Source organism: Rhizobium sp. IY2 (genome assembly GCF_047532935.1).
Taxonomy (GTDB): Bacteria; Pseudomonadota; Alphaproteobacteria; order Rhizobiales; family Rhizobiaceae; genus Rhizobium; species Rhizobium anhuiense.
On sequence record NZ_JBLKNU010000002.1, the window covers coordinates 89,830 to 115,761 of the forward strand.

Sequence of the window (25,932 nt, forward strand, 5' to 3'; positions counted from 1 at the left end):
GCTGTGACTATCGTGGCAATCGCACAAAACGGAAGCAGAAAACGATAGCGCCCAAGAAATAGGCAATCGTTAATTCTTCGCATTTCTCCTTTTGCTTCATGCTGTTACCAACTCCTCTCGAAATTGGCACGCTGCTTGCACGTTCTTAGATGCACCGGTCAACGGCGACCGGGGCGGATAGGCGCGGCATAAGCGCCTGCATTAGACACCGACGTCGCAAGGTCTTTGCAATCCGGGATCTCTCATCCTTGGACGCAATTTCCGGCGGCGTTTTTTTGTGTCCAAATTCAGCCAGCAGAGGGAACCTGCGCATGACAAAAAATTCGACGACTGGGATTTCGACAACCGGCATGACCCGCCGCGGCATGCTCAAGACGACTGCAGCGGCTGCCCTCATCGGCGCCGTCAAGACTGCCTTTCCATCGGGCGCCTTCGCAGCCGGAGCAGGGCCGGAGGTGAAAGGTGTCAAGCTCGGCTTTATCGCGCTCACCGATTCCGCACCGCTGATCATCGCCAAGGAAAAGGGCTTTTTCGACAAGCATGGCCTTCCGGAAGCGGATGTGGCCAAACAGGCTTCCTGGGGTGCGACCCGCGATAATCTCGTGCTGGGCGGCGCAGCCAATGGCATTGACGGCGCCCATATTCTCTCGCCGCTCCCCTATCTCATGCACACCGGCAAGGTGACGCAGAACAATAAGCCGGTGCCGATGGCAATCCTCGCCCGGCTCAACCTCGACAGCCAGGGCATTTCCGTCGCCAAGGAATATGCCGAAACCGGCGTCCAGCTCGATGCCTCTAAGCTGAAGGCCGCCTTCGAGAAGAAGAAGGCGGAAGGCAAGGAGATCAAGGCCGCGATGACCTTCCCGGGCGGCACCCACGACCTCTGGATCCGTTACTGGCTCGCCGCCGGCGGCATCGATCCGAACAAGGACGTTTCGACCATCGTCGTGCCGCCGCCGCAGATGGTTGCCAATATGAAGGTTGGCAACATGGACGTCTTCTGTGTGGGCGAACCGTGGAACGAGCAGCTGGTCAACCAGGGCATCGGCTTCACCGCCGCCACCACCGGCGAGCTCTGGAAGGGCCATCCCGAAAAAGCGCTCGGGCTGCGCGCCGACTGGATCGAAAAGAATCCCAATGCTGCCAAGGCGCTGCTGATGGCTGTCATGGAAGCTCAGCAATGGTGCGAAAGCATGGACAACAAGGCGGAGATGGCCGACATTCTCGGCAAGCGCCAGTGGTTCAACGTTCCGACCAAGGACGTGCTCGGCCGCCTCAAGGGCGATATCAATTATGGCAACGGCCGCGAGGTCAAGGCCACCGACCTCTACATGAAGTTCTGGAAGGACGGCGCCTCCTACCCGTTCAAGAGCCACGATACCTGGTTCATGACGGAAAACATCCGCTGGGGAAATCTGCCGGCGAGCACCGACGTCAAGGCGCTGGTCAACCAGGTGAACCGCGAAGACATCTGGCGCGAGGCCGCCAAGGATCTCGGCGTCGCGGCGGCCGATATTCCCGCATCGTCGTCTCGCGGCAAGGAGACTTTCTTCGACGGCAAGGTCTTCGACCCTGAAAATCCCTCCGCCTATCTCGACAGCCTTTCGATCAAGGCCGTCGCCTGACCCGCTCCGGCGCGCGATCGGCGCGCCGGCCTTTCATTCGTATGAGGAGCGCGTCGATGTCCGCCCTGGCAAATAAACAAAATCCCTCCACGGTCGCCTCTGCCAAGCCGGCGGCAAAGGTTCTGCCATTTTCCGGCAAGCATGGATCGCGGATCGACTTTCGTCGAGCGGCGCTGACCGCACTTCGCAATGTCGTTCCGCCGGCCGTGGTGCTGGCGCTCATCCTGCTCGTCTGGCAGGTGCTCTGTTCATCGACGGATGCGTCCTTGCCCTCGCCGCATCAGGTCTGGCAGGAGAGCTATGACCTGATCGCCTATCCGTTCTTCAACTACGGCTCCCAGGATATCGGACTCGGCTGGCGCGTGCTCGTTTCGCTGCAGCGCGTCGTGTACGGCTTTGGCCTTGCCGCAGTTGCCGGCGTCATCATCGGGGCGATCATCGGTCAGTCGATCTGGGCGATGCGCGGCCTCGATCCGATCTTCCAGGTGCTGCGCACGGTCCCGCCGCTCGCCTGGCTGCCGCTGTCGCTCGCAGCCTTCCAGGATTCCAATCCTTCGGCGATCTTCGTGATCTTCATCACGTCGATCTGGCCTGTCATCATTAACACCGCCGTCGGCGTCCGCAATATCCCGCAGGACTACCGCAACGTCGCCGAAGTGCTGCGCCTCAACCAGTTCGAGTTTTTCTGGAAGATCATGCTGCCTTCGGCAGCGCCCTATATATTCACCGGCCTCAGGATCGGCGTCGGCCTCTCCTGGCTCGCCATCGTCGCGGCCGAAATGCTGACGGGCGGCGTCGGCATCGGCTTCTTCATCTGGGACGCATGGAACTCGTCGCGCCTTCCGGACATCATCGTCGCGCTCGCCTATATCGGCATCGTCGGCTTCGCCCTTGACAAGCTGGTGGCTGCGCTCGGCAAACTCATCACCCGCGGCGCCATGGCCAACTGAGGAACGCACCTATGAACGCCTATCTCAAACTCGACCATATCGACAAACATTTCGATCGGGGCGGCGTGCGCGCCGAGGTGCTGAAGGACATCAACCTGACGATTTCCGAGGGTGAATTCGTCTCGATCATCGGCCATTCCGGCTGCGGCAAGTCTACCCTGCTCAACCTGATTGCCGGCCTGACTCCGGTATCGGCAGGCGCCGTGCTGCTTGAAAACCGCGAGGTCAACGAACCGGGTCCGGAACGCGCCGTCGTCTTCCAGAACCATTCGCTGCTGCCCTGGCTGACGGTCTACGAGAACGTCAATCTCGCCGTCACCAAGGTCTTCAGCCGAACAAAGACCAAGGCCGAGCGACACGACTGGGTCATGGCCAACCTCGACCTCGTGCAGATGGCGCATGCCAGGGATAAGCGGCCTTCGGAAATATCAGGGGGCATGAAACAGCGCGTCGGCATTGCACGCGCGCTGTCAATGGAGCCGAAGATCCTGTTGCTGGACGAGCCTTTCGGCGCGCTCGACGCGCTGACCCGCGCCCATCTTCAGGACGCGGTGATGGAAATCCACGCCCGGCTTGGCAATACGATGGTGATGATCACCCATGACGTCGACGAAGCGGTTCTGCTGTCCGATCGCATCGTCATGATGACCAATGGCCCGGCGGCCCGGATCGGTGAAGTGCTCGATGTGACCATGTCTCGTCCGCGCCATCGCATCGAACTCGCCTCCGACCGGACATATCTCAAATGCCGCGAGGCCGTGCTGAAGTTCCTCTACGAACGTCACCGTTTCGTCGAAGCCGCGGAGTAGATGCCGCGAAACAACTGGAGCGTTTGGTTGTCGGAGGCCTTTGTCTTGTAGCGGGGGCGGCGCCTGATTTCAGGCGCCGCGTCCTCTCTACTCCCCGGCCGTTGCAAATACCGCGCTGGCATCGCTGACAATTTCCACATGGGAATAGGCCGCCTGCCCCGCGGCCGCGGCGTCCGCGCGCATGATCGCGGTCACGATCCGGCCGTGCTCCTCATAGGATTTTGCCAAGCGACCGGGCAAACGGAACTGTGCCCGCCGAAAAGGTGCCAGCCGCGCCCGAGTCTGCGTCACCATCTCGAAGACATGATCATTATGCGCACCGCGATAAAGCCGGGTGTGAAATTCGGTATTGTGAGCCGAATATTCCTCTTCGGCGCCGGCATGCACCAGCCTCACCGACGCCCGATGCTCCAACTCCAGCGCGCGCCGCTCATCGACCGTCATACGCTCGGCCGACAGCCTGGCGCAGATTGCTTCAAGCTCCGCCATCGCCTCGAACATCGAATGCAGATAGGCCTCGGTGACATTGGTCACGAGGGCACTGCGGTTTGGCTCGCGGACGACCAATCCCATGGCGCCCAGCTCACGCAAGGCCTCGCGTACCGGCGTGCGCGAAACCTCGAAACGAACCGCGAGCGATACCTCGTCCAACTTCGCGCCCGGCAGGATTTCACCTGTGACGATCATGTCGGAAATCGCCCGCACCATCTGTTCGACGGTGGTTCCGGTGCGGATCACTTCTCTGCGCCTAGTCTGCTTCACAATACGAATCTGCTCACATCAACACTCTGCATACAGATGCCGTCCGAGACTCGATAAGTCAAATCGAGCAGGGAAGATATTGTTAAATTTTCGCTTTCTGATGAATAAGAGAGCTTCGCCTGCGCGAAGTATCAGCAATCACGCAGTCACGATGACCAAGAAATAACTGTTGATTACTTTTTGCGCAAGAAATCGATCAATCTGCATGCACTTTTCGGAGTGTGCATTTTGCAGAAACAAATAAATTATAAAAAACAATAGATTGATTTCTGGCACGCACATTGCATGCACTTTTCTGTACCCGTTCGAAACCGGCCCAGCGCCGCAAGGAGCATTTCCGATGACCAAACTCCTTTCCATGAACCGCCGCAATTTCCTTCAGGCTTCCGCCGCCGGTGCGCTCGCCGGCGCCATGCCGGGCCTGATCGGCTCTCCAGCCGCAGCCCAGACCGCGCTGACCGTCGGCTTCATCTATGTCGGCCCCAAGGACGACTACGGCTACAACCAGGCGCATGCGGAAGGTGCCGCCGTGGTCAAGGCGCTGCCGGGCGTGACGCTGGTCGAAGAAGAGAATGTGCCAGAGACGGTCGATGTCCAGAAGACCATGGAGTCGATGATCAATCTCGACGGCGCGACCCTGCTCTTTCCGACCTCCTTCGGCTATTTCGATCCCCACATGCTGGCCATGGCCGCCAAATATCCCGATATCCAGTTCCGCCATTGCGGCGGCCTCTGGCAGGAAGGCAAGAACCCCGCCAATACCGGCTCCTATTTCGGCTATATCTTCCAGGGCCAGTATCTGAACGGCATCGCCGCCGGTCATGCAACGAAGAGCAAAAAGATCGGCTTTGTCGCCGCCAAGCCGATCCCGCAGGTTCTGCAGAACATCAACGCCTTCCTGCTTGGCGCGCGCACGGTCGATCCCGCTATCACCTGCCAGGTGATCTTCACCGGTGAATGGTCGCTCGCCGTCAAGGAAGCCGAAGCCACCAATGCGCTGGTCGATCAGGGCGCCGACGTCATCACCTGCCACGTCGACAGCCCCAAAGTGGTCGTCGAGACGGCGGCCGGCCGCGGCGCCTTCGTCTGCGGCTATCACGCCAATCAGAGCCCGCTTGCTCCCAAAAAATACCTCACCGGCGCCGAATGGGCCTGGGGCAACGTCTACAGCGATTTCGTCAAGAAGGCGCAGGCCGGCGAAAAGCTCGGCAACTTCGTGCGCGGCGGCCTGAAGGACGGCTTCGTGAAGATGAGCGCGCTCGGCCCCGCCGTGTCGGCGGAGGGCCGCAAGGCTTTCGAAGCCACGCAGGCGGAGATGATGAAGGGCGGCTTCTCGGTCTTCAAGGGCCCGTTGAAGGACAATAAGGGCGACACCGTCGTGGCTGCCGACAAGAGCTACGCCGAAGATGCGATCGAGCTCGAGAGCATGAATTACCTGGTTGAGGGCGTCGTCGGGTCCACGGCGTAAACCGCGAAGGGATAAGCGCCATGACCATCGAGGCCAATGACCCCGCACTCGCCATCGCGGAAAAACCGGCTTCGCTGCGCCCCGTCCTCGAATGGATCGCGCGGCGAGCCGAACCTGTCGTCATCGGCCTTGCGGCCATACTGATCGGTCTTGCGCTCTTCTCCCTCTTCATCCTGGCGGTCGGCAAGTCGCCGGTCACCCTCTTCCAACTGATGTATACCGGCGGCTTCGGCAGCTGGTTTTCGGTGCAGAACAGCTTAAGCCGCGCCGCACCCCTTCTCCTGACGGCGCTCTGCGTCGCCCTGCCCGCCCGTCTCGGCCTCGTCATCATCGGCGGGGAAGGAGCGGTCGTGCTGGGCGGCGTTGCGGCCGCAGCCATGGCTCTGCCGCTTGCCGGCACCGCGCCTGTCTTCCTCACCCTCATTCTGATGGCGATCGCCGCCATGGTGGTCGGCGGCATCTGGATCGGTCTTGCCGGTTTCCTGCGCCACTACCGCGGCGTCAACGAAACCATCTCGTCGCTGCTGCTATCCTATATCGCCATTGCCCTGATGAACCAGTTCGTCGAAGGGATGCTCCGCGATCCTGCAAGCCTCAACAAGCCGTCGACCAGGCCGTTGCCGGCGGACTATATGCTCGGCAAGATTCCCGGCATGGACGTGCATTGGGGTCTCGTCATCGGCATCCTCGCCTGCATTGTGTCCTGGATCGTGATCGAGGCGACGAGCTACGGTTTTGCCGCCCGCATCGCCGGCGGCAACGTGCGCGCCGCCCAGATCCAGGGACTTCCTGTGGGCAAACTGATCGCGGGATTTACCGCACTTGCCGGCAGCTTTGCCGGTCTGGCGGGCATGATTGAAGTGGCGGCGGTGCAGGGAAGCGCCAACGCCTCGCTTGCCGCCGGCTACGGTTATACCGGCATCCTCGTCGCCTTCCTCGCCAGGCACAATCCGCTGGCGATCATTCCGGTCGCTATCCTGCTCGGCGGCATCGACGCCTCGGGCGGCCTCATCCAGCGGCGCATGGGCCTGCCGGATGCGACGGTTCTGGTGCTGCAGGGGACGCTCTTCATCGTCATTCTCTTCTGCGAGACCTTCTACGGCCGCTTCAAGATCTTCAATCCCGACCTCTGGAAAAGGAGCCTCTGATGGAAGAGACAGGCATCGGCATCTGGGGCGTGCCGCTGGCGATCTTCGCAGGCGCCATCCGCGTGTCCACACCATTCATTTTCGTCAGCCTCGGCGAGACGATCACCGAGCGCTCCGGCCGCATCAATCTCGGCCTGGAAGGCACGCTGGTCTTCGGCGCCATGACGGCCTATGCGGTGGCCGTCATCACCGGCTCGCCGACCCTCGGCGTGCTCGCCGCCTTGGCGGCGGGCGCAGTCTTCGGCCTCATCCACGGCTGGATCTGCAAATTCCCGAAGGTCAACGACATCGCCATCGGCATCGCGATGATGCAGTTCGGTCTCGGCATGGCGTTTTTCCTCGGCAAATCCTTCATCCAGCCGGTGGCGCCGAAACTGCCCTCGATTGCGCTCGGCGGCTGGTCGAGCACTCCGCAGATCCAGGCGGCACTGAATATCAACGTGCTGTTCTTCATCGGCGCAGCGCTGGCTCTCTTCCTGTTCTGGGCCTTCAAGAACACCCGCATCGGCCTGATCCTGCGCGTTGTCGGCGACAGCACCGACGCGGCCCGCGCCATGGGCATCGACCCGGACCGGGTTCGCCTGCTGGCGACGGCCGCTGGCGGCTCGCTGGCGGCGATCGGCGGCGCCTATCTGTCGCTCTACTACCCGGGCTCGTGGAACGAAGGCATCTCGTCGGGCCAGGGCCTGATGGCCGTGGCGCTCGTGATCTTTGCCCGCTGGAACCCGATCGGCTGCTTTCTCGCTGCCCTGCTTTTCGGCGGCGCCGGCGCGCTCGGCCCGGCGCTGCAATCGGTCGGCGTCACGCAAGGCTACTACCTCTTCTACGCGGCACCTTACGTGCTTACCCTCATCATCCTGATCGCCACGTCCTCGCCCACCCGCTCGCTCGCCGGTGCGCCGGGTGCGCTGTCGCTTACGAAATAACGGAGCTTGCCGATGAACGGACTTGGCGGCCTCAACAAATCCGAACACGGTGTGGGTATCGGCCTGGCACAGCTCCAGCTGCCGGTGACGGTCACCAAAGCGGATCTGGCAAAACAGACGCAGGTGATCGTCGATCTGGTGGCCAAAGCGCGGCGCAACCAGCCGGGCATGGACCTGGTCGTCTTTCCCGAATATGCGCTGCACGGCCTCTCCATGGACATCAATCCGGAGATCATGTGCACGCTCGACGGGCCGGAGGTCGCGGCCTTCAGGAAGGCCTGCAGGGACAATGCGATCTGGGGCTGCTTCTCGATCATGGAGCTGAACCCTGGCGGCATGCCCTACAATTCCGGCATCGTCATCGACGACCAAGGCGAGTTGAAACTCTATTACCGCAAAATGCATCCCTGGATCCCCGTCGAGCCCTGGGAGCCCGGCGATCTTGGCATCCCTGTCATCGAAGGCCCGCGAGGCGCCAAGCTCGCACTGATCATCTGCCATGACGGCATGTTCCCGGAGATGGCGCGCGAATGCGCCTATAAGGGCGCCGAAATCATGATCCGCACAGCCGGCTACACGGCGCCGATCCGCGAGGCCTGGCGCTTCACCAACCAGGCCAATGCCTTCTGCAATCTGATGATCACCGCCAATGTCTGCATGTGCGGCTCGGACGGCACGTTCGATTCCATGGGTGAAGGCATGATCTGCAATTTCGACGGCACGATCATCGCCCACGGCACCTCCGGCCGCGTCAACGAGATCATCACCGCCGAGGTGCGTCCTGACCTGGTGCGCGAGGCGCGGCTCGGCTGGGGCGTGGAGAACAATATCTACCAGTTCGGCCATCGCGGCTATGTCGCCGTCGCCGGTGGCGCGCAGGATGCGCCCTATACCTACATGCACGACCTCGTCGCAGGCAAATACCGCCTGCCATGGGAAGACGAGATAAAGGTCAAGGACGGCACGTCCTGCGGATTTGACAAGCCGATGCGCCGCTACGGCGAACCCCCCAAACCTGCCGCGGAATAGGAGAGAGAATGATGGACGCGATGGTCGAAACCGAAGGGCATTTTATCGACGCCGATCCGTATCCGTGGCCCTATAACGGCGCTCTAAGGCCTGATAACACCGCCCTTATCATCATCGACATGCAGACGGATTTCTGCGGCAAGGGCGGCTATGTCGACCATATGGGCTACGACCTGTCGCTGGTGCAGGCGCCGATCGAACCGATCAAACGCGTGCTTGCCGCTATGCGGGCCAAGGGCTACCACATCATCCATACCCGCGAGGGCCATCGCCCCGACCTCGCCGATCTGCCGGCCAACAAACGCTGGCGCTCGCAGCGGATCGGCGCCGGTATCGGCGATCCCGGCCCCTGCGGCCGCATCCTGACGCGGGGCGAACCCGGCTGGGACATCATCCCCGAACTCTACCCGGTCGAAGGCGAGACGATCATCGACAAGCCCGGCAAAGGTTCGTTCTGCGCCACCGACCTCGAACTCATCCTCAACCGGAAGCGCATCGAGAACATCATCCTCACCGGCATCACCACCGATGTCTGCGTCTCGACGACGATGCGCGAGGCGAACGACCGCGGCTACGAATGCCTGCTGCTGGAGGACTGCTGCGGCGCGACCGACTACGGAAACCACCTCGCCGCCATCAAGATGGTGAAGATGCAGGGCGGCGTCTTCGGCGCCGTCTCCAATTCCGAAACCTTTGTGAGCCAGCTGCCATGAGCACCGTTCGCGACACGCCCCTCCCCAAGGCCGGCAAGGCGGTCGGTATCGATACGCTCGGGATGACCATGCGCTTCGGTTCGTTCACCGCGCTCGACAACGTCTCGATCGCCGTTCCGGCCGGCTCTTTCCACGCCCTTCTCGGCGAAAACGGCGCCGGCAAGTCGACACTGGTCAAATGCATCATGGGCTTCTATCACGCGACCTCAGGTTCGCTGTCGGTCGACGGCCGCGAGGTGGCGGTCGCCTCCCCCAAGGATGCCGCAGCCTATGGGCTCGGCATGGTCTACCAGCATTTCACCCTGGTTCCCTCTCTGACTGGCGCGGAAAACCTGGTCATCAGCCGCACCGAAGTCCCCGCGGTGATCAACTGGGCCAAGGAGCGCAAGGACCTGGCGGGTTTCATGGAGCGCATGCCGTTCAAGATCCCGCTCGACAGGCCGGTAAGTGAACTTGCCGCCGGCGAAAAACAGAAGCTCGAAATCGTCAAGCAGCTCTATCTCGGCCGCTCCTTCCTCGTGCTCGACGAGCCGACTTCGGTGCTGACGCCGGCCGAAGCCGACGAGATGCTCGGCATCGTGCGCGGAATGACCGAGCGCGGCGAACTCACCGTGCTGATGATTTCCCACAAGTTCCACGAGGTGACGAAGTTCGCCGATGCCGTCTCGATCCTGCGGCGCGGCAAGCTGGTCGGCACCGGCAAGGTCGGCGAACTCTCCACCGCCGAGATGGCGGCGATGATGATCGGCGACGTCAAGCTCGCCGAGCTCGACAGCCGCCTGCCGGTGGCCGAAGCGGCAAGACCCGTGCTGACCGTCAGCCAGGTGAAGGCCCCCGATCGCTCCGGCCTGAAGACGATCGAGATCGACGCGCTGACGGTCCGCTCCGGCGAGATCGTTGGCATTGCCGGCATATCGGGCAACGGCCAGAAGGAGCTGACGGAGATTCTCGCCGGCCAGCGCCCGACCGATACCGGTGAGGTCATGGTCAATGGCGAGGCTTACGGCGCCACCCGTGACGAGACCCGCAAGAACAAGGTGCGTTTCATCCCCGAAGAGCCGTTGCAGAATGCCTGCGCGCCCAAGATGAGCGTGAGCGAGAACCTTGCGTTTCGCACCTTCGACTTGAAGCCGGACGGCAAGGACGCGATCTGGCTGAACAGGGGCGGCATGAAGAAGCGCGCCTCGGCGCTGATCTCCGATTTCAAGGTCAAGACCGCCTCTTCCTCCTCGCCGATCGCAGCGCTTTCGGGCGGCAACGTGCAGCGGGCGGTGCTCGCCCGCGAACTGACCGGCGATGTCGATCTGCTGATCGTCTCGAACCCCTGTTTCGGTCTGGATTTCTCGGCCGTTGCCGAAATCCGCGCCCGCATCATGAAGGCACGCAATTTGGGTGCCGCCGTGCTGCTGCTGTCCGAAGACCTCGACGAACTGCTCGAGATGTCCGACCGCATCATGGTCATTTCGGAAGGCAAGCTGGTTTACGAAACACCGGCACGCTCGGCCGATATCGGCGTGATCGGCGCCCACATGGCGGGACATCATTGATGGTGAAGATCAAGGCCGAACCTTTTGCCTTTCCGGTGAAGCACGACGAGCTCGCCCTCATCGTCATCGACATGCAGCGCGATTTCGCCGAGCCCGGCGGTTTCGGTGCAAGCCTCGGCAACGATGTCAGCCGCATCACCAGGATCGTTCCCGATGTCAAACGCCTCATCCAGGGCTTCCGCAATGCCGGCCTGCCTGTGATCCATACGATGGAGTGCCATCGGCCGGACCTTTCCGACCTGCCGCCGGCCAAACGCGACCGCGGCAATCCTGCGCTCAGGATCGGCGACGAAGGCCCGATGGGCCGCATCCTGATCTCGGGCGAGCCCGGCACGGCAATCCTGCCGGAACTCGCGCCCGTGAAGGGCGAAGTCGTCATCGAAAAACCCGGTAAGGGCGCCTTTTACGCCACCGAACTCGGCACCGTGCTGCAGCAGAAGGGTATCAAACAACTCGTCTTTGCCGGCGTTACCACCGAAGTCTGCGTGCAGACGACGATGCGTGAAGCAAACGACCGCGGTTATGAGTGCCTGCTCGCCGAGGAGGCGACGGAAAGCTATTTCCCGGAATTCAAAGCCGCAGCCATCGCCATGATCCGCGCTCAGGGCGCGATCGTCGGCTGGACCGCCCATGTCGACGACATACTGGAAAGCATTATCCATGCCTGACACGACCCGCGAACTGCTGACCTCGGGCGGCTGGAGGGCGTTGGAATTCGGCGCTTTTCGCGACGCGGTCACCATTCACTGGATCCGGCCCTTCGAGGGCGACCAGCCGGGCGTGGCGCTGTTGAAATATGAGCCTGGCGCCTCCGTTCCCCGTCATCGTCACGAAGGTCTCGAGACCATCCTGGTGCTCGATGGCGTTCAATCTGACGAGACGGGCGATTACGCCAGCGGCAGTTATATCGTCAATGCGCCGGGCAGCGAACACTCGGTCTGGAGCGATGCCGGCTGTGTCGTTCTCATCCAGTGGGACCGGCCCGTGAAGATACTCGAAGACGATATTGCCTGAACCCGACGTCGGAGTTGGAGGTTTTCCGACGATCAAGAAGGACATGAACGTCAGAGCAGCATCGAGGCTCCGCGATCGATATAGGTGTCCAGGAACTGTTCGAGCCGGGGGTTTCTCGGCCGTTTGAAGACGTCCTGCGGCGGGCCGGTGAACAGCACCTTGCCGTGATCGAGAAAGACGATCTGCTGGCCGACCGTCGCGGCAAATCCGATCTCGTGGGAAACGACGACCATTGTCATGCCCTCGGCGGCGAGATCGCGCATGACGTTCAGCACTTCGCCGGTCAGCTCGGGATCGAGCGATGAGGTCGGCTCGTCAAACAGCATGATCTTCGGGTTGAGGGCCAGTGCCCGGGCGATGGCGACGCGTTGCTGCTGACCTCCGGAAAGCTGCGACGGATAGTGCCCTGCCCTGGCCTCGAGGCCGACCTTGACGAGCTGGGCCATGGCCCGCTCCTCTGCACCCCTACGGCTCATCTTATGAACGGTCTTCAGCGCTTCGCTGACATTGCCGAGCGCCGTCATATGCGGCCAGAGATTGAACTGCTGAAAAACCATCCCGATCTGCGATCGGATCCGCCGGTTCGCCGCCGCCGGCACCCGCTCACGGACGCCTTTGGCGTTTTCCGTAAAGCCAAGCACCTCGCCATTGATGGCGATCGTCCCCTTCGTCGATTCCTCGAGAAAGGCCATGCAGCGCAACAGCGTACTCTTGCCGGAGCCGGACGGGCCGATGACGCAGGAAACCTGTCCCTGCACGATATCGAGGTCGATGCCGTGCAGCACGGTGGAACCGCCGAACGTCTTGACGAGATTTTTGACTGCGATCGCAGGAACGCTCATATGTTGAAAAACCTGAATCTGGAGAGTTTCGTTTCGGCGAGATGACCGAGCCAGCCGGTGATTTCCACCAGCGCCCAATAGAATAGGGCAAGCACGAAGAGCGCCTCGACGAAGGCATATTGCTGCGAGCCGATCGCACTCAGCGTCGCCGTCAATTCCGGCACGGTGATGATGGACAGCACGGCCGTCTCCTTCATGAGGATGATCGTCATGTTGATCGAAGGCGGCAGCACCAGCATGGTCATCTCCGGCAGCAATATGCGCCGGATGATCTGCCCTTGTGTCAGGCCGACGCACAGGCCGGCCTCGATATGTCCCTTCGGGACGGCGGCAAAACCCGAGCGGAAGATCTCGCTGAAATAAGCCGCGCCGTAGATGGAAAGGCCGATGATGCCGGCCGGGATCGGATCGAGTGACAAGCCGACGAAGGGCCCGCCGTAGTAGACGAGGAATATCTGGATGAGGAAGGGCGTGCCGCGCAGCACCGCAATGACAATGCCGAACGCCTTGTCCGGGATGACGCCGCCAAAACGTCTGGCAACGGCGATAAGGAAGCCGAGCGCAGCAGCGACTGGCGTGGTGACGATCCAGATGAGGAGGGTAAGCCATGCACCGCTGACGATATCGGGCAGGTTGTTGAAAATCACATTGATGTCGAAGGTCATCGCGGCACTCCCGGCAGGGAGCGTTCGATAAGGCCGCCCGCAAGGGCGACGATCCAATTGATGACGAAATAGATCAGGCCAGCGGACGCGAAAATCTCGAGCGGCAGGAAGGTGCTGCCGGCAAGGTCCTGGGCCATGCGCGTCAGCTCGATGACCCCGACGACCGAGACCAGCGACGATGCCTTCAAGATGAGGATCGCTTCGTTGACGAGCGCCGGGAAAGTCAGGCGCAGGGCGATCGGGGCCTTGATCCGGCGGAAGATCTGAACGGGAGTCATGCCGACCATTTCGGCAGACTCGACAAGACCCATGGGAACGCTGGCAAAACCGCCACGCAGATTTTCAGCCTGATAGGCTGCCGTACACAGCGAAAGACCAACGACGGCCGCAACGATACTCGGCACGTTGAGGCCAATCGCCGGCAGCAGGTTATAGATCAGCAGCAGTTGCACCAGCAGCGGCACGCCACGAAAAAAACTGATGAAAATTTGCGCCGGCAGGACGAAGAGCTGCTGTCGCGACAGCAGCATGGCGGAAATAACGATCGCGATCGCAAAGCCGATCAGGATAGAAACCACGCTGATCGTTACCGTGTAGATCGACGCTTGCAGAAGCAGTTCGAAAAGTTTGATGGACATGGGCGGTGTTTGCCTGGCGCTGCGGCCGTGAGCTCTGATGCCACGGCAGATTGCGCCCCGACCATTGGCGGGGCGCGTTCGTTCACCGGTGGCTCATCAGAATGCCGGATCCTTGACAGCATCAGGCGTATCGAAAGACGCACCAAACCACTTCTTCTGCAACTCGGCCATGCGTCCATCTGCCTTGATCTTGAGCATCGCGGCATCGATCGCATCCATCAGGGGCGCATGATCGGCATCCTTGAGGCCGATAAAGCCGAAATAAGACTTCTTGCCGAATGGCGGCAGAACGACTTCGAACGTGCCCTTTCGCTGGCTGGCGACGAAGGCGATATTCGGTAGCGAATTGGCAACGCCGGCAATACGGCCGGCGGCGAGATCGGCGTAGGATTCGGTAAAGGCGGGATATTCACGCACGTCGACTTTGGTCGGCAGGGTGGCGGAGAACTCCTTCAACTGGTCGAGCTGAGCGGTTGCCTTGCCGACACCGATCGTCTTGCCGGCAATATCCTCCGGCTTGCTGATCGTCGTATCGCCAGCCTTCTTCAAAATGGCAATCGTCGCTTCGGCGATCGGCGGCGTGAAGCGATAGCGCTCCAAGCGCTTCTTGGTAATTGTTGCAGGACCTGCGACGACATCGAATTTGCCGGCCTCGAGCGCGGGGAAGACACCGTCCCAGGGAAGGGCGACCCACTCGATCTTGACGCCGAGTTCCTTGCCGATCTCGGCAAAGAGGTCGACGTTCAAGCCCGTATGTTCCCCGGCATCGATATAATCGAACGGGGCAAAAGCTGTTTCGGTGCCAACCTTGAGGGTGCCGGCTGCCTTGACGGCCGCAAGCGTGTCGGCTGCGTGGGCGGAAACGGCTGCTCCGATGAGGAACGCAGCGCCGACCAGACCCTTCAGCAGTGAATTTGCCTTCATGATCATCTCTCCAGTTTTCATTCCCCCGGTGGAGGAGTTTTGGTTCTCGACTTCGATTTCCTCTGCGCGGATTTCTATGCTCCGCTTTTGACTATACAAATAGATATAGGCGGGCCTAGAGTGTCAATGTAAAAGACGAGGAACGCAAAATTTGTGCCGGGCGGCAGCGATCTGCACCGGCGCGACCCGACCGTTCCGGAACTTATGATCGTTGACGCCGGATGAGGTGCGGACTTGGTATCGATTTACCAGCGTATTTTTACGGATATCGAGACGAAGATCATCAGCGGCATTTGGCGGCCAGGTGACTGCATTCCCGTCGAGCGCGAACTCGTGGCGCAATATCAATGCTCGCGCATGACGGTCAGCAAGGCGCTGTCGGCGCTGGCCGAGCGCGGCATGATCGTCAGAAGGCGCAAGACCGGTTCGTTCGTCGCCTCCCCCCAGATCGACCGCACGGTGATGGATATCCAGGATATCAGCACCGAGGCGGAACTGGCCGGGCACGAACACCACTTCGAAATCCTCGCCCGCAAGATCGAGCGCCTCGGAGAGGCGGAAGCGCAGCAGCTGTCGGAAGCTGCCGATGCAGAAGTCCTCAGGCTTCAATGCCTGCACATCGTCGACGGCAGACCGAATGCCATTGAGCGGCGCATCATCATGCTTGATGCCGTCCCGCGGGCGAGAGAAGAAAGCTTTGCCTCAACTCCCCCCGGCAAATGGCTGCTGCAGGAGGTTCCCTGGTCCAAGGCCAAACATGTCATTCGTGCCGTTTCGGCCGATAGTGCGACCGCCCGAATCCTGCAGACAGAGAAAGGCGAGGCCTGCCTTAGCCTCATGCGCCAGACCTGGCAGAATGGCCGCACGGTGACTTATGTCGAGTTTGTCCATCCAGGCAACCGGTTCCAGTTTGCGGGGACCTTTCATCCGATGGCAAATTGAGTGGCGCAAATCACGAGAGGCTCTGCAAGTGACCGATGAGCGCTTCAAGACGATCCCGCTGAAGAGTTTGCAAGCCTTCGAGGCCGTGGGGCGCTGCGGCGGCGTGACGGCTGCGGCACTGGAGCTCAAGGTTTCGCCAGGGGCCATCAGCCAGCAGATTCGCAAGATCGAGAGCTTTCTGGGAGTTTCACTTCTGGAGCGCAGCGGACGAACCGTCGAGTTGACCGCCTGGGGCCGGCTCTATCATCAGGAGATATCGAAGGGGTTCGAGCAATTTGCGCGCGCCGAACAACTGCTGGAAAAGGCGCGCAATGAGACGGCACTGGTCCTCAGTGCGCTGTCCTCTGTCGTCAACAAATGGATCGGCAGGCGCATCTTCGACTGGCAGGCCCTTCATCCCGACGTGCAGGTGAGAATCATCGGACGCGACAAAGAGCCCCGGATCGGCTTCGATGATGTCGATTTCCGCGTGAGCTATGGGTCGGACGTGCTGCAGCACGAACATTACACCGAACTGTTTCGGGATTGGGTCGTGCCGGCCTGCTCGCCGGCGCTGATGCAGGATCGCGCGCATGCGGCTCGCGATCTCTTCGAACAGCCCCTCCTGCATGTCGAGTGGGAACGACACTTCACTCCCTATCCCAGCTGGGCGGAGTTTGCCGCCAAGGCCGGCGTTTCCTTCGATGCGTCGATATCAGGCCTCTCTTTCACCCTGTCGAGCAGTGCGATTGACGCTGCCGTCAACAAACGCGGCGTCGTGCTGGCGCAAATGTCGATGATCTCGGATGAGCTCGCGGCGCAAACGCTCGTCATTCCGGTCGACATACGCATTGCACTGCGTGAAAGCTATTTCCTCGCCTGGGATCGTGCGGCGTTGCAGAAGCCGCATGGGCGCGAATTCCGCGATTGGCTCGTTGCTATTTCCCGTCAGCAGGCTGTGGCGTCGGCGCCCAAGCTAATGCTTTAGAAAAACTAAAACGGAACCCAGCTGGGCGATATTGATGAAAATTTGCGCCGGGCGATAATTCGCTCAGTCGCCTTGCGTTGGCGGCATGACCCGACAAAGCAGGAGAGCTCAATGGCGCGGACCGACAAGATGAAACTCGGGACTTTCGTCTATACCTTCGGCTTTCATCCTGCCTCCTGGCTGCATCCGGCAAGCGACGTCAAGGGCGCCAACGACTTCGCCCATCTGCTCGATGTCGCCAAACGATCCCAAGCGGCGAAATTCGATTTCATGTTCATGGCGGATTCCCCCGCCGCTGCCGTCGGCGACGCCAATGCGCTTGCCCGCATTCCGACCAAGATGAACCGTTTCGAACCCCTCTCGCTGCTTTCGGCTCTGGCCGTCACCACCAGCGATCTCGGTCTCGTGGCGACCGTCTCGACCAGTTACTACGAGCCATACAATGTCGCGCGTCTGTTCGCCTCGATCGACCATCTGAGCAAGGGCCGCGTCTGCTGGAACGTCGTCACGTCAGATCACGACGAAACCGGCTACAACTTCAACCGCGAGGGGCTCGACCCGCATGCGCTTCGTTATGAGCGCGGCAACGAATTCGTCGATGTCGTGTTCGGTCTTTGGGACAGCTTCGAGGAAGGCGCACTGCTTCTCGACCGTGAAAACGGTGTCTATTATGACAAGGACAAGCACCATACGCTCAATCACAAAGGTAAGCACTTCCAGGTTCGCGGACCCCTCAACATCGCGCGAACGCCCCAGGGCCGTCCTGTCATCGCCCAGGCGGGCGGTTCGGAACCCGGAATGGACATGGCGGCGCGAACCGCCGAGATCGTCTTCAGCCTCGCATCGAATATCGAGCGTAACCGGGCCTTCTACGAAAACGTCAAGCGCCGGATGCCGGCCTATGGACGCGATCCGGACGATCTGAAAATCATGCCGGGCATCGTGATCAATGTCGGTGAAACCGAAGCCGAGGCAAAGGCCAAGGTCGATTATCTGATCGACAAGATGCATCCGGATGTCGGCCGATTGATGCTCTCCGAATTCCTGGAAGCGGACCTGCACGACGTCGCTCTCGACAAGCCCTTCCCTATGGATCGGCTGCCGGCGGCGCCGAAGGGGTCACGCGCTCTGTTCGACGAGCTGGTCGATTTCGTGAAAGGCGGCCACACCGTCGGCGAACTCATCCGGCACTATGCCGAGAAACATACCGGAAACGGCATCACCGGCACGCCGTCCCAGATTGCCGACTTCATGGAGGAATGGTTCGAGACGCGCGCCGCCGACGGCTTCATCCTGATGTTTCCGACCTTGCCGTCGAGTCTCGACGACTTCGTGCGGCTGGTCCTGCCCGAGCTTCGCCGCCGCGGGCTGTTCCGCGAGGAATACGAGGGCAAGACCTTGCGTGAAAACCTCGGTCTTTCAATGCCTGTAAACCGCTTTGCCAAAACGAAAGAGTCAGCCCGATGAGTGCCGAGGCTTTGATCAGCGAGGCGGACTTCAAGCTTTCGATGCGTCATCTGGCAGGGGCGGTCAGCGTGATTACGGTCGGCGACGGGCAAGACCGCACCGGCTTCACCGCAACCTCGGTGTCCTCGCTTTCGGCGGCGTTGCCTTCCGTCATCGTCAGTGTCAACCGGGCGTCTTCCTCATGGCCGGCGCTGCAGCGGTACGGCTGCTTCTGTGTCAACGTGCTCGCCGCCGACCAGCAGCAGGTGGCGCAATCCTTTGCCGGTCTCGACGGGCGAAAAGGCGCCGAACGTTACGGCGGCGCAGGATGGTATCGCCTCAAGACGGGTGCTGCCGCCCTTGAAAATGCTCTGACGGTCCTGGACTGCAAGCTCGAAACCGCATTCCACTACACTTCCCATGCGATTTTGGTCGGACATGTCTGCGCGATCGAAATCCGGCAGGGCATGGGACCCCTGCTTTACTGGCGCGGTGGCTATCATCAACTTCCGGCGGAGGCCGATCGCAGCGGTCTAGCGAAGGCGCTCGGATAATAATCCGATCGAGGCGACATCCGCGTTGGCGAAGGCAAGTCTGAGGTAGCGCTCCTGTCCCTCCCCGAAATAGGCGCCGGGCAAACAAACTATGCCGGCTTCCCTGGCGAGCTTTTCGGCAACCTCTGAAGACGATCGATCGGCGTGGGGATGGCGGACAAAGGCAAAATAGGCGCCGATCGCTCCGATCTTCCAATCCGGCAGCCCGGAAAAGACCTGCCTCAACGCATCGGCCCGGCGGGCGATCTCCAGCCGATTGCCGGCCCGCCAATCGGCGAGCGCCGGGAGGGCCGATGCAACGGCGATCTGAGCCGAGCGCGGCGCGCAGATCTGCATATTGTCCATGACCTTGGCGATCTCGGCGATGAGCTTGGGGCCTGCCGTGATCGCACCCAGTCTGTGACCGGGAATGCAGAAGGATTTCGAAAAACTGTAGAGAAGAACGAGCGTGTCCTCCCAGTCCGGCTCGGACAGCAGAGAGTGCGGCCGCCCATAATCCTCGCCAAGGAAATCGCGATAGGTTTCATCGAGGATCAGCCAGGCGCCATATTTCCGGCAGAGGACGAAAAGCTCGTGCAGCAGGCTTGGCGGATACACCGCTCCGGTGGGATTGTTGGGTGTCACGACGGCAAGCATCTTCGCGCCGGCCGCAAGTGCAGCCTCGGCCGAACGCGGATCGGGAAGGAACCCGCCGGCGGCGTCGCAATCGACCAATCGACGCCCAATGCCCAGCATCGACAGCGTCGTGTCGTGATTGAAATAAAAGGGATTGGTGAGCGCCACCGTATCGCCGGCGCCTGCAAGCGCGATCGCCGCACACATGAAGGCCTGATTGCATCCGGCGGTGATATGGATATTGCCGGCGGAAAGGTCGGCGCCGTAAAGCTCGGCAAGGTGAGCCGCATAGGTCTTGCGCAACAGAGGTTCGCCCTCGATCGGCCCGTATCCGGTCATCGCCTGTTGACCGGCCGCCTCGGCCAGAAGACGAAGCATCTCCGGATGCGTGGGATAGCCGGGAACGGCTTGCGACAGATCGATGAGCGGTCCTTTTTCGCCTTTGTATTCGCGGCTCCAGGCGACGACCGAAGGAATAGGCGGGGCAGAGAGGCGGGCAACGAGGGAATTGGGTTTTGCAGCGATCATGTCGATTTCTCTTTGATACCGATTGCTACAACGATACCAATTGCTTTCTCAACCTCTTTGTCTGACGAGACGGACCTGAAGCGGAGACGCAAGCGCATGGTGTGGGACAAAACGCGGCTGGAACAACTGCGGGCAGAATTTGCGGACGCCAATGGCGGCGAGATCTTCGACGAGAAGTTTCGGAAAGTGGCGGAGAAGATCATCTCCAAGAACGGCACGAGACTGGCGCCCTATGCCGGAATACCGACTTTCCTCAGCGCGCCTTACATGCAGGTTGCGGCCGAGGATCCGGACTTCGGCAATCTCCAGGTTGCGATCACCGGCATCCCCATGGATCTTGGCGTCACCAATCGTCCAGGCTCGCGCTTCGGATCGAGAGCACTTCGCGCTATCGAAAGGATCGGCCCCTACAATCACGTTCTCGCCACGGCGCCGGTCTTCGATCTTCGGGTCGCCGACATCGGCGATATCCAGTTCCAGAGCCGTTACCGGCTGGAGCTCAGCCACGACGACATCGAAAAACGCGTCGGCCAGATCGTCGATGCCGGCGTTGCCCCGCTTTCCGTCGGGGGCGATCATTCCATCAGCCATCCGATTTTGAAGGCCATCGGTCGGCAGCAACCGGTCGGCCTCATTCACATCGATGCCCATTGCGACACAAGCGGCGCCTTCGATCAGACGAAGTTTCATCACGGCGGACCGTTCCGCAATGCGGTGCTGGACGGCGTGCTCGATCCGACAAGGACGATCCAGATCGGCATCCGGGGTTCGGCGGAATATTTGTGGGAATTCTCCTATGCGTCGGGAATGACGGTGATCCACGCAGAAGACATCAGCGGAATGGGGATTGCCGCTGTCATTGCCAAGGCAAAATCCATCGTCGGCGATGGCCCGACTTATCTTTCTTTCGACGTCGACAGCCTTGATCCGAGCTTTGCGCCCGGCACGGGCACGCCCGAGGTCGGTGGATTGACCACGCGTGAAGTCCTGGAACTGATACGCGGGCTGAAAGGGATCAACCTGGTGGGTGGGGACGTCGTCGAAGTCGCCCCGCAATATGACGCAACGACCAACACGGCCCACGCCGCAGCACAGGTGCTCTTCGAGATTCTGAGCCTCATGGTGTTTAGTCCGTCGATCGGCAAACGCTAAGGCCGACCTCTCGGTCAACTCTGGCAATTGGACGGATGGGCCACCGCGGCACCTTTTCGCGACATGCTTAGTGAAGCGTGCCGCTGATCACCATTTTTGACACGAACGCGGATAGCAGCTGGCTGTCAAAATGACCTGGCGAATTCATCATGATGTTGATCGCCTCAGCTTGTGAGAAAGCGCGCTTATACGGCCTGATTGTCGTCAGGGCTTCATACACGTCGCAGATGGCCGCGAGCCGGGCTACGTATGGGATATTCTTTCCCGCGAGCCGACTAGGATAGCCGGAGCCGTCGAATTTCTCGTGGTGATGGCGGCAAATGTCGAGCACCTGCTTGGGCACATCGGCGACATGAGAAACCAGCTCATATCCCCGCTGAGGATGCCCGCGAACGAGACTCATTTCCTCAGCCGTCAGCTTGCCGGGTTTCGTTAAAATTTCGTCGGGGAGCGCCATTTTTCCAAGATCATGAACCAGGCCGCCAAGTCCCAGTACCCGTACCTCCTCTTCACCATGACCGAGGCCGCGCCCGAGAGTGATCATCAACGCGCTAACCGCCAGCGAGTGGAGGAACGTCAACTCATCCTTGTCCTTCAGCCTCGCGATTGCGATGAGTGCACCGGCGTTGTCGAGGGCTGCAGACATGATCCTCTCCACAGCAGAGCTTGCCGCATCACTGGCAAAAGTGGCTTTGATCCTGGCGTCAGCCAGCATGTGGCGAATTTGCGGTCTCGTATCCTCTACGCATTGTCTCGCCTGCTTGATTTCCCGCGCCGAAAACACGGCGCGGAGCTGGGCGTCAAACGCAACCCGATCGATTTCCTGTGGCCCACCTGGTTCGACATCCGAGCCTTTTGCGACGTCAATGACGACAGTCATCAGGCGACGTGCCATCAAGCTCTCAACCTGACCGGCCGATGAGATCAGGAACGGTTTGAACCGGCGTGTCGTATCTTCTCCATGAATTTCAACATCCTCGACATACATTCCCACCCGCAATTGACTCACATGTATTCTTTTTCGCATTTCTAATCCGATTCAGAATGACCTTGGTATCAGCGTAGTGTCGGGTATCGGATGGTCCTGGCGCGGAAATCCCGCCATCCGGGGTCAAGAGGGGCTGAAGGCTCTCGCAGAGGTGTTATTGTTGCTGAGCCGCTGTCCATGCTCCCTACCAAACCGACTTTCAGATCAGGTTACGAGGTTGATTAGATTTTGATCGAATGGACGCCGGAAGCCGAGCTTCGCGTATGAAAGGTTTTCTCCACCATTCTGACTCCTTTTCGAAAGCAGTGAGATTGACCTGATGTCACGTCATTCTCTAAAGACTGTGAACATACAATCCTAAGTCGTACCCTTGAGAGCGCCGGAGCGTGAGCCGCATAATTTTCGAGAGTAAGAAATCAGCTTATCGGATATGGTTCGGAATGCGTTGCAATGTCCCCATCTGGCCGTCGCCGCACAATGGAATTTGGCGTAAGAGATGATCGGTGGCGATAAATATGTTGGCTCCGTAGGAAAAGCATCGCTCGCGATCATCGCGCTGATGTTTCTGTCGCTGATCACCCTCTTGTCGCTCTGGCTGGTATCCAGCTACGAGACAACTGTGCGCCGTGGCGACGAGCGTGTCAGCGCCGCTTCCAAAATCGTTGCAGCCAACGCGAACTGGTTGAATTCCCTTGCTCGTGAGACCCTGCACCGGATCGATGATACTCTGGGGCCGAGCACATCTTTGCCCGGCCCGGATCGCCTGCGCGATCTTGCCGCTGCCGTCAACGACCTCCCGCCTCTGGCGACTGCCTATGTCATCGGGGCCGACGGAAAAACGCTCTTCTCGAATGATCGCGATATCAAGCCGATCGACGTTAGAGACCGCGACTACTTCGTCCGGCTGAGAAACGGTGCCGACGAATATACATCTTCGTTGATCATCAGCCGCCTTAGCCAGCGGCAGATATTCGTCTTCAGCCGCAGGCTAGAACGAAACGGCGTGTTCGCCGGCGTCGCCGTGATTGCCTTCGACGCGAGCATTCTAAGGCCAATATGGGACGCAGTCGCGTTAGGCGAGAACTCGATCGTCAGCCTCATCAGACGCGACGGGCAACTTATCGCCCGATACCCGGAACCCGACGGACCGGTCGATATGCGAAACCACAAGCTGTTTACCGACTATATGAGGAAGGCGACATCAGGCACCTACCGCTCCGTGTCGCCAGTCGACCATGAGGATCGCTTGGTCGCATACCGGATCCTCGAACGCACCCCTTTTGTGGCCATTGCGTCGGCAGACATCCATGTAATCATGCAGCCCTTCTGGGAGGATGCCAAAATTGCGGCTTCGTTGATCGCCTTCGCCCTCATCGGAGCTTTGGCAGCCGCTTTGTGGATCCAGAATCTCATCAAGGTCGACACATTGCACACCAGGCAGCTTGCGGATGCGTTGCGGTCAAATGAAACGCTCATGCGGGAGATACATCACCGAGTGAAGAACAACCTGCAGACGGTGATGGCCCTGTTGCGCTTACAGGGTTTTGAGCAGGAAGCCGTTCAAAAACTAAATCAGCGCATTTCTGCGATGTCCGCCGTTCACGAGCAGATGTACGGCTTCGACCAGTTTAGCGGGATATCCGCGCGCGATTTCATTCCATCCTTCGTCAAGACGCTGGTCGACGTCCATGGTCGCGCCGTGTCCGTCGCCTTTGAAATCGACGACATCGTCATTGCTGCTGACAAGGCAACGCCGTTTGCCCTCCTGCTCAACGAGTTGATTGCCAACAGCATGAAATACGCGTTCGAGGGCCGAGAATCCGGAAATATTCGCGTCATGCTGCACGCGACAGAGGGAGAGCAATCCAGGCTGACCGTCGCAGATAACGGGATCGGATTCGACGGTCGATCGGACGAACCCGGAATGGGGACAAGGCTGATTAAAGCCTTTGTAAATCAACTGCATGGCGAGGCGGAATACTACCGCGAGGACGGGACGCAGTTTACGGCGACACTCAAGCTCACTGATTGAGCGAGCATCAACTCGATGCCTGCGTCCCTGCGCAATGCAGGCCTTCTATGCCTGCTGCATCGGGGAACACTTTTCGTCGCGCTTGGGCGACCCATCTTCCAGAATGCACTGCCGCTGGTGCGCGATTTCCTCGACCGCAGCTTGTCAGATGTCACCGGGAGAAAGACATGACGAATGTTCCAACCATAGCGCGCATCTGGCGCGGCCGCACGAAGCCGGAATTCGCTGACGAATATGAAGCCTACAACCGAGCAGTGGGAATTCCTCCCCTGTTAAAGACAGCGCTTGGCGTTCAACTGCTGCGCGAAGACCGTGAGGATGAGACGTGGTTCACGACAATTTCGTATTGGGCCGACATGGAATCGATGACCGCGTTTACGAAAGGCGATCCACAGCAGGTTCACCATTTAGAGCGGGACGCAGAACTACTTTGCGAACTTCCCGAGCGTATCCAGATACACAAGATAGTGGTTCCGCCTAGGCTGCGCTGAGAAGACCCCGCCCTTCGCACATCTCCGTGACGTCTCTGCTCATATTGGAAGATCATACGCGTGACGTCGCCAAGAAATCCAAAACGTTTTGGCTTGACTCCCAAAACGTTTTAGAGAATCTTTTTCTCACTTCGGGAGGAAGACCTTGGCCAATCTCAAACAACTCGCGCAATCGCTGGGACTGTCGATCACCACTGTGTCGCGTGCGCTTGACGGTTATGCCGATGTGTCGGCGGCCACGCGCGAGCGGGTTCGCGAGGCTGCCGACAAGGTTGGTTACCGGCCGAATGCTTCGGCCCGCCGTCTACGCAGGCAGCGCGCCGAACTGGTCGCCGTCACGCTGCCGAGCGATCCCGGCCATATCGGCCCTCCGCATTTCCTCGATATGTTGTCGGGCTGCGCCGAACATCTTGCTGCTGCCGGCCTCAATCTGGTGATTGCGCCGGTGCCGCGCGGCGAGAGCGAACTCGATATCTGCCGCCGCTTCGTCGATGGCCGGCGCGTCGACGCCATGCTTCTCGTCCGCACCAAACGGAAGGACGAGCGCGTCGAATTCCTGCAGTCTCGCGGTATTCCCTTCGTCACCAATGGCCGCACCGAAAGCGTGCTGCCACATCCGTTTATCGACGGTGACGGCTTTGCCGGTTTTCGGGCCGCGACGCTGCGTTTTCATGCGGCCGGCCACCGCCGTATCGGCCATATCGCCGGCCCGCAGGAATATTACTTCGCACATGACCGCTGCCGTGGCTGGCGGGCGGCGATGGAGGAATGCGGCCTTGCCACCGACCTCTGCGCCGAAGGTGCGCCGTTGGAACAGGGCGGTTACCTCGCGGCGCTCGAACTTCTGCGCCAGCCGTCGCGCCCGACCGCGCTCGTCTGCGCCACCGACGAAATGGCGATCGGGGCGCTGAGGGCGTTGCGCGAGGTCGATGGCGGCAATCAGATCAGCATCGTCGGCCATGATGACCTGCCGATGGGCGCCTTTACCAGTCCGCCGCTCTCGACCATGCGCATGACCGGCGAAAACCTCGGCGCGAGCTTCGCCTCGCTGCTGTTGCGCGCCATTGCCGGGGAACCCGCCGAAGAACTCCAGGAGCTTCATGCGATCGAATTCGTCGATCGCGACAGCCATCGCCGTCCCCTGAAGGCGGCATAGG

At 60.4% G+C, this 25,932-nt stretch carries 26 protein-coding genes; 19 read left to right on the forward strand and 7 right to left on the reverse strand.

All coding sequences use genetic code 11. The features are described from left to right. Window positions 1–311 precede the first annotated feature (311 nt). The 3 genes from ACMUVN_RS09150 to ACMUVN_RS09160 are packed head-to-tail and all read left to right on the forward strand — an operon-like array spanning window position 312 to window position 3,384. The gene (locus tag ACMUVN_RS09150; protein WP_047612030.1) at window positions 312–1,625 is read left to right on the forward strand and encodes a CmpA/NrtA family ABC transporter substrate-binding protein; all 1,314 of its coding nucleotides are present in this window, start codon (window positions 312–314) and stop codon (window positions 1,623–1,625) included. Window positions 1,626–1,681: 56 nt separating this feature from the next. Then, entirely contained in the window at window positions 1,682–2,575 is an 894-nt protein-coding gene (ntrB, locus tag ACMUVN_RS09155; RefSeq protein ID WP_414815024.1) for a nitrate ABC transporter permease, read from the forward strand. Between the two features lie 11 nt (window positions 2,576–2,586). After that, on the forward strand, window positions 2,587–3,384 hold the full coding sequence (locus ACMUVN_RS09160) for an ABC transporter ATP-binding protein (protein ID WP_025570514.1): 798 nt from the start codon (window positions 2,587–2,589) through the stop codon (window positions 3,382–3,384). An 87-nt stretch (window positions 3,385–3,471) separates the two neighbouring features. Here ACMUVN_RS09160 and ACMUVN_RS09165 read toward each other — a convergent pair whose 3' ends face one another. Next, window positions 3,472–4,146 carry a GntR family transcriptional regulator gene (locus ACMUVN_RS09165; RefSeq protein WP_025570068.1) on the reverse strand — a complete coding sequence of 225 codons (675 nt, stop codon included), beginning with the start codon at window positions 4,144–4,146 and terminating at the stop codon, window positions 3,472–3,474. 340 nt (window positions 4,147–4,486) lie between these two features. On the opposite strand from ACMUVN_RS09165, the gene ACMUVN_RS09170 reads away from it, so the two are divergent. The 8 genes from ACMUVN_RS09170 to ACMUVN_RS09205 are packed head-to-tail and all read left to right on the forward strand — an operon-like array spanning window position 4,487 to window position 11,991. Then, a complete protein-coding gene (locus ACMUVN_RS09170; protein WP_414815025.1) occupies window positions 4,487–5,614 on the forward strand; it encodes a BMP family ABC transporter substrate-binding protein in 1,128 nt (375 codons plus the stop codon). A 20-nt stretch (window positions 5,615–5,634) separates the two neighbouring features. After that, window positions 5,635–6,762, forward strand: coding sequence for an ABC transporter permease (locus ACMUVN_RS09175; RefSeq protein ID WP_047614568.1), 1,128 nt, complete (start codon window positions 5,635–5,637; stop codon window positions 6,760–6,762). Beyond that, complete coding sequence (locus tag ACMUVN_RS09180; protein ID WP_414815026.1) at window positions 6,762–7,688, forward strand: ABC transporter permease; 927 nt, start codon at window positions 6,762–6,764, stop codon at window positions 7,686–7,688. Before ACMUVN_RS09175 ends, ACMUVN_RS09180 begins: the two co-directional genes overlap by 1 nt. A gap of 12 nt (window positions 7,689–7,700) precedes the next feature. Then, window positions 7,701–8,717: a formamidase gene (locus ACMUVN_RS09185; protein WP_063475747.1), complete on the forward strand. Its 1,017-nt coding sequence runs from the start codon at window positions 7,701–7,703 to the stop codon at window positions 8,715–8,717. 11 nt (window positions 8,718–8,728) lie between these two features. Then, window positions 8,729–9,430, forward strand: a complete 702-nt coding sequence (locus ACMUVN_RS09190) for a cysteine hydrolase family protein (protein ID WP_025570110.1) — start codon at window positions 8,729–8,731, stop codon at window positions 9,428–9,430. Beyond that, window positions 9,427–10,977 (forward strand): ABC transporter ATP-binding protein, encoded by a 1,551-nt coding sequence (locus ACMUVN_RS09195; protein WP_097630187.1) that lies wholly within the window; start codon window positions 9,427–9,429, stop codon window positions 10,975–10,977. Before ACMUVN_RS09190 ends, ACMUVN_RS09195 begins: the two co-directional genes overlap by 4 nt. Beyond that, window positions 10,977–11,645, forward strand: coding sequence for a cysteine hydrolase family protein (locus tag ACMUVN_RS09200; RefSeq protein WP_025570106.1), 669 nt, complete (start codon window positions 10,977–10,979; stop codon window positions 11,643–11,645). Before ACMUVN_RS09195 ends, ACMUVN_RS09200 begins: the two co-directional genes overlap by 1 nt. Beyond that, window positions 11,638–11,991, forward strand: a complete 354-nt coding sequence (locus tag ACMUVN_RS09205; protein WP_414815027.1) for a cupin domain-containing protein — start codon at window positions 11,638–11,640, stop codon at window positions 11,989–11,991. The genes ACMUVN_RS09200 and ACMUVN_RS09205 overlap by 8 nt, the downstream gene beginning before the upstream one ends. A 50-nt stretch (window positions 11,992–12,041) precedes the next feature. Here ACMUVN_RS09205 and ACMUVN_RS09210 read toward each other — a convergent pair whose 3' ends face one another. The 4 genes from ACMUVN_RS09210 to ACMUVN_RS09225 form a co-directional block, all read right to left on the reverse strand. Continuing rightward, window positions 12,042–12,833, reverse strand: coding sequence for an amino acid ABC transporter ATP-binding protein (locus tag ACMUVN_RS09210; protein WP_063475752.1), 792 nt, complete (start codon window positions 12,831–12,833; stop codon window positions 12,042–12,044). Then, a complete protein-coding gene (locus tag ACMUVN_RS09215; RefSeq protein ID WP_025570102.1) occupies window positions 12,830–13,498 on the reverse strand; it encodes an amino acid ABC transporter permease in 669 nt (222 codons plus the stop codon). The genes ACMUVN_RS09210 and ACMUVN_RS09215 overlap by 4 nt, the downstream gene beginning before the upstream one ends. Next, complete coding sequence (locus ACMUVN_RS09220) at window positions 13,495–14,136, reverse strand: amino acid ABC transporter permease (RefSeq protein WP_025570101.1); 642 nt, start codon at window positions 14,134–14,136, stop codon at window positions 13,495–13,497. Before ACMUVN_RS09220 ends, ACMUVN_RS09215 begins: the two co-directional genes overlap by 4 nt. Window positions 14,137–14,232: 96 nt before the next feature. Further along, window positions 14,233–15,060 (reverse strand): transporter substrate-binding domain-containing protein, encoded by an 828-nt coding sequence (locus ACMUVN_RS09225; RefSeq protein ID WP_025570099.1) that lies wholly within the window; start codon window positions 15,058–15,060, stop codon window positions 14,233–14,235. A 234-nt stretch (window positions 15,061–15,294) separates the two neighbouring features. Here ACMUVN_RS09225 and ACMUVN_RS09230 point away from each other — a divergent pair, with 234 nt between their 5' ends. The 4 genes from ACMUVN_RS09230 to ACMUVN_RS09245 all read left to right on the forward strand — a co-directional run bounded on the left by ACMUVN_RS09230 (window position 15,295) and on the right by ACMUVN_RS09245 (window position 18,969). Beyond that, window positions 15,295–16,002: a UTRA domain-containing protein gene (locus tag ACMUVN_RS09230; protein WP_414815028.1), complete on the forward strand. Its 708-nt coding sequence runs from the start codon at window positions 15,295–15,297 to the stop codon at window positions 16,000–16,002. Window positions 16,003–16,030: 28 nt separating this feature from the next. Continuing rightward, window positions 16,031–16,969, forward strand: a complete 939-nt coding sequence (locus tag ACMUVN_RS09235; RefSeq protein WP_414815029.1) for a LysR family transcriptional regulator — start codon at window positions 16,031–16,033, stop codon at window positions 16,967–16,969. A 111-nt stretch (window positions 16,970–17,080) separates the two neighbouring features. After that, complete coding sequence (locus tag ACMUVN_RS09240) at window positions 17,081–18,436, forward strand: LLM class flavin-dependent oxidoreductase (RefSeq protein WP_047612066.1); 1,356 nt, start codon at window positions 17,081–17,083, stop codon at window positions 18,434–18,436. Continuing rightward, window positions 18,433–18,969: a flavin reductase family protein gene (locus ACMUVN_RS09245; RefSeq protein WP_047612067.1), complete on the forward strand. Its 537-nt coding sequence runs from the start codon at window positions 18,433–18,435 to the stop codon at window positions 18,967–18,969. The genes ACMUVN_RS09240 and ACMUVN_RS09245 overlap by 4 nt, the downstream gene beginning before the upstream one ends. On the opposite strand, the gene ACMUVN_RS09250 is transcribed toward ACMUVN_RS09245, so the two are convergent. Continuing rightward, window positions 18,949–20,112, reverse strand: a complete 1,164-nt coding sequence (locus tag ACMUVN_RS09250; RefSeq protein WP_414815030.1) for an aminotransferase — start codon at window positions 20,110–20,112, stop codon at window positions 18,949–18,951. The genes ACMUVN_RS09245 and ACMUVN_RS09250 overlap by 21 nt on opposite strands. 96 nt (window positions 20,113–20,208) lie before the next feature. On the opposite strand from ACMUVN_RS09250, the gene speB reads away from it, so the two are divergent. Then, on the forward strand, window positions 20,209–21,264 hold the full coding sequence (gene speB, locus ACMUVN_RS09255; RefSeq protein ID WP_414815031.1) for an agmatinase: 1,056 nt from the start codon (window positions 20,209–20,211) through the stop codon (window positions 21,262–21,264). 67 nt (window positions 21,265–21,331) lie between these two features. On the opposite strand, the gene ACMUVN_RS09260 is transcribed toward speB, so the two are convergent. Next, window positions 21,332–22,291 carry an HD-GYP domain-containing protein gene (locus tag ACMUVN_RS09260; RefSeq protein ID WP_025570087.1) on the reverse strand — a complete coding sequence of 320 codons (960 nt, stop codon included), beginning with the start codon at window positions 22,289–22,291 and terminating at the stop codon, window positions 21,332–21,334. Between the two features lie 457 nt (window positions 22,292–22,748). Here ACMUVN_RS09260 and ACMUVN_RS09265 point away from each other — a divergent pair, with 457 nt between their 5' ends. The 3 genes from ACMUVN_RS09265 (at window position 22,749) to ACMUVN_RS09275 (ending at window position 25,931) form a co-directional block, all read left to right on the forward strand. Next, window positions 22,749–24,284: a histidine kinase dimerization/phosphoacceptor domain -containing protein gene (locus ACMUVN_RS09265; RefSeq protein WP_025570085.1), complete on the forward strand. Its 1,536-nt coding sequence runs from the start codon at window positions 22,749–22,751 to the stop codon at window positions 24,282–24,284. Window positions 24,285–24,451: 167 nt separating this feature from the next. Then, window positions 24,452–24,775, forward strand: a complete 324-nt coding sequence (locus tag ACMUVN_RS09270; protein ID WP_025570083.1) for an antibiotic biosynthesis monooxygenase family protein — start codon at window positions 24,452–24,454, stop codon at window positions 24,773–24,775. Window positions 24,776–24,920: 145 nt separating this feature from the next. Then, entirely contained in the window at window positions 24,921–25,931 is a 1,011-nt protein-coding gene (locus ACMUVN_RS09275; protein WP_025570081.1) for a LacI family DNA-binding transcriptional regulator, read from the forward strand. Window position 25,932 lies beyond the last annotated feature (1 nt).